This is a genomic window from Succinimonas amylolytica DSM 2873 (assembly GCF_000378405.1).
In the GTDB taxonomy this organism is placed as follows: domain Bacteria; phylum Pseudomonadota; class Gammaproteobacteria; order Enterobacterales; family Succinivibrionaceae; genus Succinimonas; species Succinimonas amylolytica.
The window spans coordinates 135,054-142,879 of record NZ_KB899640.1 but is presented as its reverse complement, the minus strand read 5'-3'; the positions used below and the strand labels follow the sequence as shown (position 1 = coordinate 142,879).

Annotated in this window: 9 protein-coding genes; 2 read left to right on the top strand and 7 right to left on the bottom strand. The window is 53.0% G+C overall.

The window, feature by feature from the left end; genetic code table 11:
* From F557_RS22810 to F557_RS22805, 5 genes are all read right to left on the bottom strand, one after another.
* The coding region (locus tag F557_RS22810) for a hypothetical protein (protein WP_019003249.1) at window positions 1-371 on the bottom strand (371 nt) is incomplete at its 3' end.
* A gap of 58 nt (window positions 372-429) precedes the next feature.
* The gene (locus tag F557_RS0116145) at window positions 430-1,461 is read right to left on the bottom strand and encodes a hypothetical protein (RefSeq protein WP_044143730.1); all 1,032 of its coding nucleotides are present in this window, start codon (window positions 1,459-1,461) and stop codon (window positions 430-432) included.
* 11 nt (window positions 1,462-1,472) lie between these two features.
* Complete coding sequence (locus F557_RS0116140; RefSeq protein WP_157617931.1) at window positions 1,473-1,982, bottom strand: hypothetical protein; 510 nt, start codon at window positions 1,980-1,982, stop codon at window positions 1,473-1,475.
* Between the two features lie 382 nt (window positions 1,983-2,364).
* Window positions 2,365-3,504, bottom strand: a complete 1,140-nt coding sequence (locus F557_RS0116130) for a polyamine ABC transporter substrate-binding protein (RefSeq protein ID WP_044143770.1) — start codon at window positions 3,502-3,504, stop codon at window positions 2,365-2,367.
* A 176-nt stretch (window positions 3,505-3,680) separates the two neighbouring features.
* Window positions 3,681-3,938 carry a hypothetical protein gene (locus F557_RS22805; RefSeq protein ID WP_169335224.1) on the bottom strand — a complete coding sequence of 86 codons (258 nt, stop codon included), beginning with the start codon at window positions 3,936-3,938 and terminating at the stop codon, window positions 3,681-3,683.
* Between the two features lie 228 nt (window positions 3,939-4,166).
* On the opposite strand from F557_RS22805, the gene F557_RS22800 reads away from it, so the two are divergent.
* Together F557_RS22800 and F557_RS0116115 are read left to right on the top strand one after the other, a co-directional pair.
* Window positions 4,167-4,799 (top strand): MutH/Sau3AI family endonuclease, encoded by a 633-nt coding sequence (locus tag F557_RS22800; protein WP_019003243.1) that lies wholly within the window; start codon window positions 4,167-4,169, stop codon window positions 4,797-4,799.
* A gap of 119 nt (window positions 4,800-4,918) precedes the next feature.
* Window positions 4,919-5,305, top strand: coding sequence for a diacylglycerol kinase (locus F557_RS0116115; RefSeq protein WP_019003242.1), 387 nt, complete (start codon window positions 4,919-4,921; stop codon window positions 5,303-5,305).
* Window positions 5,306-5,734: 429 nt separating this feature from the next.
* Here F557_RS0116115 and F557_RS0116105 read toward each other — a convergent pair whose 3' ends face one another.
* Complete coding sequence (locus F557_RS0116105) at window positions 5,735-6,328, bottom strand: superoxide dismutase (protein WP_019003240.1); 594 nt, start codon at window positions 6,326-6,328, stop codon at window positions 5,735-5,737.
* A 104-nt stretch (window positions 6,329-6,432) separates the two neighbouring features.
* Window positions 6,433-7,161 (bottom strand): hypothetical protein, encoded by a 729-nt coding sequence (locus F557_RS0116100; RefSeq protein ID WP_019003239.1) that lies wholly within the window; start codon window positions 7,159-7,161, stop codon window positions 6,433-6,435.
* Window positions 7,162-7,826 lie beyond the last annotated feature (665 nt).

Sequence of the window (7,826 nt, the reverse complement as noted above, 5' to 3'; positions counted from 1 at the left end):
GAGGAGGCTGCTTCCTCGGCCTTTTTCTTCTCGGCGGCAAGCTGCTCGTTCAGGGAGGAGGCTGCTTCCTCGGCCTTTTTCTTCTCGGCGGCAAGGCGGGCCTGGAGCGCTCCGGCAGCATCCTGCACGTCTGCCTGGGCCGCCTCCTGACGGGCCCGAAGATCAGCAGCTGCCGAATTATCCGGCCCCCTGGAGGGAAGTTCCTGAGGCGTCTTCTTAACGGCGGCGGCAGGGGCGGGGGCGGCGCCGCTCTCCGCTGCCGGAGATCCGGAAGCATTGTCAGGTCCCCGGGCGTCATCGCCGCACGCGCTTAGGAGCGCCCCCGAAATCCCCATCAGCACCGCCAGTGGCACAGCAAGACTTTTCTTCATATAAATTTCCTCTTTAATTATTCCTGAATTGTTTCTGAATGCAAACCAGATCCGCCGGCTAATTACCGGCCGAAACGTTCATCATGCGAGTTTTGCCTTCAGGCTTCTGTCCGGCTTTCTGTCCAGCCTTCTTCCCGGCCTTCTGCCCGGCCTCAGCCTTTGCGGCCTCCTCCAGCAGGGCCTTTTCAGCCTCCTCTCCGGAAGTGTCGTCCCCGGCCAGTACCACTCCGGAAACCGGCTGCCCGGAGTTTTCGGAAACCGGGGGCGCTGCTCCGGGTTCTTCCGGAGGAAGATTTTCAGAAGCACTGTCATTATCTCCGGGTGAGGAAGCGCTGTCGTTATCACCGGCAGCGGCAGTACCGGAGGCCGGTACCGGGGGCTCTCCGGGGGCAGCGGCGGTGTCCGCCGGATCAGCCGGCATTGCCGGGGGCGGATAATTCCGATCCTCGTCCCGGGGGCGAACATCGCGGCAGCTGGCCAGGGCAGCCTGATAGGCCTGGCGGTAGCCCTGAAGAGGAAGGTGGTAGGTCCATTCCCGGGAGCCCTGATTAAATCTGATAATCACGCTTTTCCGATCGGTGGTATCCAGATCCGCCAGAAGCGTGAGAATCACATCTGAAATGCCGTTATAGCCCGTGGGGAGAAACACATAATCGCCGTGCCGCACCAGTCCCGGCAGGCGATAGCCGCCCCGGTAGTTTCCGGTTTTGGGATCCCGGTCCAGATCCCGAATTTTAAAGGCAAAGGTTACCTCTGCCGGCGCGTCCGGATTCATGATGTCCGTGGTCATAGCCGGAAGCCGGAAGGAAAACGTCGGAAGCGGCCAGGAATTCCGGCAGCCAACACTCATTTCGAAGGTGTCCAGAAAGCCCTTGTCAAGGTAGGAAGCCTCGGTAATGACCGGATTTCCGTCCAGCACCGTGGAATGCGCCACATCCGTGCGCCAGCCGGCAGCTCCGGCATTTTCGGAGCAGAAAAGAGCCACAGCAAGAAGAAAAATCCCCCATGAAAAAGCCTCTGCAGTCCTCCCCGCGGTTCTCCTAATGCCTGGTGTCATGCTCACTGTAGCAGCCTCTCTTCCATGTAACATGCCCGCTGTTCCTAGCGCCCCCGGGGCGCGTGTCTGTCGCAGTGGGCGTTCACTTTTTTGGAAAGCTCCGACTCAAAGCCGGCCTGAACCCGTCCCTCCGGAAGATACTCATCCCGGATCATAAAGCCGCAGCCGTCATGCTCGAATCCTGTTTCCGACAGAATCGGGAGACCGTTCTCCACATGGTAGTAGAGCTCCTGGGTGAAGGAGGTATTAAGAAGAACTCCCAGGGAGCGCATCTGATAATAATGAGTATACCGGATGCTGAACCCGCCTTTCTCGGGATTAGTCATATACGGGCGATCCGAAATTTCATACCGGACGGTTACCGGCTCCTCCAGAAGATTCCTGATGGTTACCGTCTGATCTCCGGAAAATTCCAGAACCAGGTTCGGAGTCGCCGGTTCCGGAGAAACGCCAACCCAGGTACCGGCAAGACGGGCATCATAATCCCCGGCAAAGCAGCCCGGAGCAAGGCAGGAACCCAGAATCATAGCCCATGCCGACAGCAGTTTTTTCACAGAAGTCTCCTTGTTGTGTCGTAAGGCGGGGGACAAAAGCCGCCGGAAAAGGAAGCGAACACAATACAGATGCAGCATTGCAGAAAACGGTGGCGGCACGGAAACTTCCGGAAAAGGCTATCCGGAAGGAGATACTAATACCGCAGTTATGATCATGTCCGTCCCATGCCCGGTCCTCAGACCAGCCAGCGCCTGTTTCTAAAATTATAAGTCCGGACCGGAGGAAAACCGGCCCCATATTCCCGAAAATCTGCCGAAAATGCGAACTGACACCATTACCAAAACGGAGAATGATTTCCCCGCCGGATAATCAAAAAGGGCCTCACTGGAGTGAAGCCCTTTTCTCGTTATTTATGCCTTAAATCCCGGCCGGATACAGAGATTACTCCTCGTCCTTTTCGTCCTTGGAGCTGTCGCGGCCGCCGCTAACCTTGATACGATCCCACATCTTGGTAATGCCTCTGGTGAGCTTCGGAGAAAGGGGCTTCACCATAAACATCTTCGGCATCATTTCAGGCGGCAGATAAATGTGCGGATTGTTCTTCACCTCGTCAACCACCAGCTTCTCAGCCTCCATATTGGCGCTGGCAAAAGCGATGTAGGAGGAAATCCGGGAAAGAATTTCCGGACGGTTCAGGAAGTTGATGAACAGCTGGGCATTCTGGGGATGATCAGCATCCTTGGGGATTGCCAGGGTATCGTAGTAAATAAGACCGCCCTCCTTGGGTACGATATATTCGATATCCACGCCGTTATTGGCCTCGCGGGCTCTTCTGCCGGCCTGAATCAGATCTCCTGACCAGGCAATTACAATGCAGAGGTCGCCTGTAGCCATGTCGTTCACCAGCTGCGAGGAATGGAAATAGGTTACGTTCTTGGCCATCTCGCTCAGGAGCTTCTCGGCAGGCTCATAATCCTTGATATTGGTGGAAAGAGGATCCAGCCCGAGGTAGTGCATGGCGGTAGGAATGATTTCGGTGGGAGCATTAAGCACGGCCACACCGCAGGTCTTCAGCTTGGAAAGGATCTCCGGCTTGAAGAACACGTCCCAGCTGTCCACTACAAAGTCTTCGCCGAGATACTTCTTGATCTTGTTTTTGTCATAGGCAATACCGGTGGTGCCGTACATGTAGGGAACTGCATACTTGTTGCCCGGATCCACCTTGGCGAGAGCCTTCATTTTTTCGGGATCATTGTATTTGAGATTGGGCATCTTCTCCTTTTCGAGAGGTCTGAAAACACCTGCCGCGATCTGGTGTGCCAGAAAATCGGATCCCGGTCCTACCAGGTCATAGCCGGACTTTCCGGAAAGAAGCTTGGCCTCGAGAACTTCATTGGAATCAAACACATCGTAGGTAACCTTGATGCCGGTTTCCTTTTCAAACTGGGGAATTACCGAAGGCTCCATGTACTCGCTCCAGTTGTACACATAGAGTACCTTCTCTTCTTCCTCTGCCTGAACATTAAAAGATACCAGAGCTGTCAATGCAAGCATTGCCGAGGTAAGTGTCTTTTTTAACATTTTAGCTATCATCTCCAAAGATACGGCTCCGATTATCGGAGAACGGAAAACGGTCTGCATGGCGTACCTCTCATGCATGCCGGCCTTTCATAATCGCGGTAGTCCCGCAATTTCAAAATTATCACATCGAAAAAAATAGAGCAAGTTAAAATCTCCGGAAAGCTGCTGTGCGCCGGCTATTCGGAAATCCGATCCCTAAGAGCCCCCCTAAGTCCTGAAACCTCCTGCTCCAGGGCGCTTATTCTGCTGTCGGCTTCCGCCATTTTGGTTTCCAGATAGCCGATTTTCAGGATGCAGTGATGAAAGGCATCCGCATCCACAGCGGCGGAACGGGCGTCCTGCTTCCGGGCTGCCGCAATGTAGTAAATAACAAAAAACGCCGTACCGGCATTCACGGCCAAAGTAAGCACAAACACCAAAATCCAAATTGCCATGTCAGGTCTCCAGAACAGTCCGGATCGCTCCGGAAAAAACATGATGCCGGAAGCTATGGTCCGGTTTTATTCTTCCGGGCTTCCTCAGCAGGCTCGTCTTCACGGCCGGGACGGCTACAAAGCTCCCGGCCCCGCGTATGTTACACCAGGCCTCCCGAAAACCGAAGAAGGATTTCCCGGTTCTGCTATAATGCCCCGGTCATTAATTATCAGAAAAGGACGCGTCTCATGTACCCGGAAACCAGGGAAGAGCTTCTTGCCAGAGCCAGATATCTCAGCGGACTTACCGTGGGGGAGCTGGCCTCACGGCTTCTGGTACCCCTTCCGGACACTCCCGGAGCCGCCAAGGGCTTTACCGGCCAGCTGGTGGAGGTCGCTCTCGGGGCCGGAGCCGGCTCTCATCCGCTCCAGGATTTTCCGCATCTGGACATCGAGCTCAAAACCATCCCCGTGGGCTGGAACGGGAAGCCCCGGGAAACCACCCATGTCTGCGTTTTCCGGCACGGGGCCGGCACCGTTTTTGAAAACTCCAACGTCGCAAACAAGCTCCGGCAGGTGCTCTGGTTTCCGGTGGAATCCGAACCCGGGGTACCTCTCCGCAACCGGCATCTCGGGACAGCCTTTCTCTGGAAGCCCGGCCCCGAAGAATGGCAGATCCTCCGGGAGGATTTTGACGAAATCATTGCCACTTTGAACGCCCGGGACGAAACCGACGACTCGGATTTTCTCATCTCGTCCCGCATCGGAACCGCCCTGCATCTCCGGCCCTCCGGGAAATTCCGGGGGCAGCGGGTGTTTGGCTGGTTTCTGAGAAAGGATTTTACGGAGAGGATTCTGAAAACTGCCGCCCTTGCCGGTTAACTACAGCGCTTCTGCGCAGAGCCGGAATATCATGTCAAAACTGGTTCCTATAAAACCGGTTTCGGGAGTAGAATAGCCGGTATCATTATCATCATCCAGACTGTTTCCAGGGAGTTATTATGGCCAAAACCGGAGCCACGGGAATTACCAGAATCATCAATGCCGGAAAATACAGCATGAAGGGATTCCGGGCCGCCTTCAAAAACGAAGCCGCCTTCAGACAGGATCTCCTGCTTGCCGGGATCCTGCTTATACTGGATTTTGCTGTCTGCCAGGGAGCGGTGCAGTTCATTCTTCTTCTTTCCGGCCCGCTGTTCGTGCTTCTGGCTGAAATTATCAATTCTGCCATTGAAGCCGTGGTTGACCGTATCAGCGACGAATACCACGAGCTTTCCGGAAGAGCCAAGGATCTGGGAAGCGCCGCAGTCTTTCTGATGCTGACCTACACCGCAATAATCTGGACGGTTATTCTTCTGAACAACTACGGTATCTGGAGCTTTGCCTGAAAGAGCTCCGGCCCACAGGCCTGCACCGAAAAACCCGGGACTGCGGAATGTGACCGGGTGAAACGGAGGGAGCTCTCCTGAGTCCGGCGGCCGGTTTCGGATCGTGTTTTTTCCGGAGGGAGGATTCCTTCTTAAGGCCGCACCGGCCCTGCGGCTCAAAAATTACGACCTCTCAGCCTTCTCAAATGTCATTTTCTCTATCAGGCATTCATGCTCCCTGGTTTTGGGATCATCGTTAATCACCGCAACAGGCCTTCTTCTGCGATTGCGCTATTCCTGATAATACTCCTGTTTCTGAGCTAATCCAGAAAGCCCATCCCGGCCAGCGCTCCCGAAAAATCTCTGCCCCCGCAAAATAAAAAAACCGCTCTCCTGGAAGAACGGTTGCGAAGAAAAACCGGAAAACCGGCTATGCAGCATTCTGCGCCGTTATTTGACAGTGTTCCTGAGGTAATGACGCTCCACGTAGCTCCAGTCAATATGGTTCAGGAAGGCCTTCACATAATCAGGACGCCGGTTCTGATAATCAAGGTAATAGGAGTGCTCCCAGAGATCCAGTCCCAGAAGCACCGCCAGGCCATCGGTTATCGGATTTGCGGCATTTACGGTATTGCGAAGCTCCAGCTTTCCGGAGGCAGGATCCAGCACCAGCCAGGTCCAGCCCGACCCGAAATGAGTGGCGGAAACCTTGAACAGCTGATCCTTGAAGTCCTCCACGGAATTGAAGTTCTCGCTGATAAGAGCCTCAATCTGCGGCGGTACCGGAGTTTCCCGGGGGCTTATGCTGTTAAAGAAAATCTCATGGTTAAGTACCTGGGCCGCATTGTTAAAAAGAGGGCCCGAAGAGGTCTTCACGATAGTGCGCAGAGACTGGCTGTCATATTCAGTGCCCTTTATGATGGCGTTAGCAGCATTGACATAATTGACAAAATGCTTGTTGTAATGAAAATCCATGGCCTTATGGGAAAGAAAAGGATCCAGCTTATCCAGACCATACTTCAGTTCGGGTAAGAAAATGGACATATATCGCACCTCTTTAAAGTCACCAACAACTCCGGAAAACACTGCAGCCTTCCGGGATTAAAAACAGCAGGAAAAATCTGTCAGAAAAGCGGAAAGGTACCTTGCTAATCAAACAGAATAGGCATTCTTCTCTTGAGATACGCCGACAGACGTTCAGTGTTAATGGAAATCTGAAGCTGCAAAAGTCCCTCAAAAATCTCCCATCCTAAAAGCCGGACCATATCCAGGGAAATCTCGTTTTCATTAAGCAGGGACTGCAGCAAATCGGTGCAGTCTACACGGTATTCGTTGCGGTTCTTTCCCTTCTGGAACTTCACGGATCCCAGATGCTGGTTCAGAAAGCTGGTTTCCAGTCCGGTTTTCATAATTCCCAGCCGAATCAGATTGCGGGTCAGCCAGGAGGCCTCCGGAAGCTCCCATGACTTCAGTACTACCGCCACCCCGGCATACTTCTTCCCGAAAACAATGTCATTGATCCCCAGGGTAAGAACAACCTGCCCCAGTTTGCTGTTTCTGAAGCTTACCAGAAGCTCTCCCGCCGGAGAGGCACCCAGCACCAGATCCGACATAAATCCGGAAGTTTTCACCGTTTTTATGTAGTTGTTAAGAAGCTCAAAGGGAATCTTGAGACGCCCGAAAATCAGATCCTCGAATTTCTGAGCCTTCCAGAGAGCCCTGCCCAGACACTTAAGATCCTCGAACTGAGTACTTACCTTGTCCTGAACATCGCGTACCCTGATTTCATGCCGTTTATGGATCGCCTGAATAACAGCAGGATCAAACATCATTCCGGCGCTGTTTTCGTTATAACTTCCGTTTTCATTGTTATCCATATTCTCGTCAAACTCCTAAGACTCGGTACTGCTCACAAAAGCAATTTAGCACAAAGGAAAGCGATAAGTCTATTTGGAAGCTTAAAAATACAACTGATGACACTTTTTATCACTATTTTAGGGCACTTCCTGAAAGTAACGCCGGCTGTTACACCCCTCGGGAGGCTGCTTACAGCCTTGCAGATTAATAAGTGGTGGAGTAAAGCCGGTGCTAAACACGTTACACCCCTCGGGAGGCTGCTTACAGCCTTGCAGATTCTGATGTCTTTTCCCCCGGGAATGACTGTTTCAGAAAACACAAACAAATCACCCAGGGTATGGCCGTTTTATCCCTGACATACCCCATGAAAGAAAGTACTAGACCGTGTAAGTTCATGGTCCGGTACATAAATTTTCGCTCTTGAAACCTATAAGGCCTTAGAGCCTGCCCATGCATTTGAGATGAGGCCAGGTGGTGAAAGGAGAAACTTGGAGGCCATCCACGGTAACGAGATTTGAAGGGCCTCATTTCAGCAGATAAAGCTTCAGTATGAAAATAACCGCAGAAGCCTGCTTAATTCTCTTGCCGACTACGGATGCCAGTTTGCAAATATTGTTTCTAACAGCCGGGGTGTAACTGCCCAGAGGATTTTGGAAGCAATACTCTCCGGAGATACAGGAGAGGC

Excerpts from the sequence above, each read along its gene's own strand:
- F557_RS0116145 (WP_044143730.1), bottom strand. The coding sequence starts at position 1,461 with ATGTTACATGGAAGAGAGGCTGCTACAGTGAGCATGACACCAGGCATT.
- F557_RS0116130 (WP_044143770.1), bottom strand. The coding sequence starts at position 3,504 with ATGTTAAAAAAGACACTTACCTCGGCAATGCTTGCATTGACAGCTCTG.
- F557_RS22805 (WP_169335224.1), bottom strand. The coding sequence starts at position 3,938 with ATGGCAATTTGGATTTTGGTGTTTGTGCTTACTTTGGCCGTGAATGCC.
- F557_RS22800 (WP_019003243.1), top strand. The coding sequence starts at position 4,167 with ATGTACCCGGAAACCAGGGAAGAGCTTCTTGCCAGAGCCAGATATCTC.
- F557_RS0116115 (WP_019003242.1), top strand. The coding sequence starts at position 4,919 with ATGGCCAAAACCGGAGCCACGGGAATTACCAGAATCATCAATGCCGGA.
- F557_RS0116105 (WP_019003240.1), bottom strand. The coding sequence starts at position 6,328 with ATGTCCATTTTCTTACCCGAACTGAAGTATGGTCTGGATAAGCTGGAT.
- F557_RS0116100 (WP_019003239.1), bottom strand. The coding sequence starts at position 7,161 with ATGGATAACAATGAAAACGGAAGTTATAACGAAAACAGCGCCGGAATG.